1 protein-coding gene is annotated in these 388 nt (G+C 52.3%); it reads left to right on the forward strand.

Going from position 1 to position 388, the window contains the following annotated elements; genetic code table 11:
• Nucleotides 1–188 precede the first annotated feature (188 nt).
• On the forward strand, nucleotides 189–388 hold a 200-nt coding region (locus tag L972_RS20180), incomplete at its 3' end, for a helix-turn-helix domain-containing protein (protein ID WP_047440641.1).

A 388-nucleotide genomic window follows, 5' to 3' on the forward strand; every position in this document is an offset into this window, starting at 1 on the left:
CAAAGCGGTAGGTTCATCAACTCGAACAGGGAGTCGAGTAGCCCTGAGTTGCGCGAAGCGTGAGGCTGAAAATCCCCTTGTGTATGGAGATGGTATTCACCTGACAGTTGCCCACAAAAGGGAGTGGTCATACGGCTTCAAACCGGATAACAAAACGGTACCCCTACCATGTTATCTGGAGTCACCGTATGACCACCAACGAGAAAGTAGCACGTCGCAAACTCAGCCTGCTAGAGCTCGCCAAAGAGCTCAATAATGTCAGTAAAGCCTGCAAGCTCATTGGCTACAGCCGCCAGCAGTTCTACGACATTCGCCGTAATTACCAGACCTATGGCGCCGAGGGCTTGCTCGACAAATTGCCCGGCTGTAAAGGGGCTCATCCCAATCG

It is taken from the genome of Aeromonas sp. ZOR0001 (assembly GCF_000801015.1).
Lineage (GTDB): Bacteria > Pseudomonadota > Gammaproteobacteria > Enterobacterales > Aeromonadaceae > Aeromonas > Aeromonas veronii.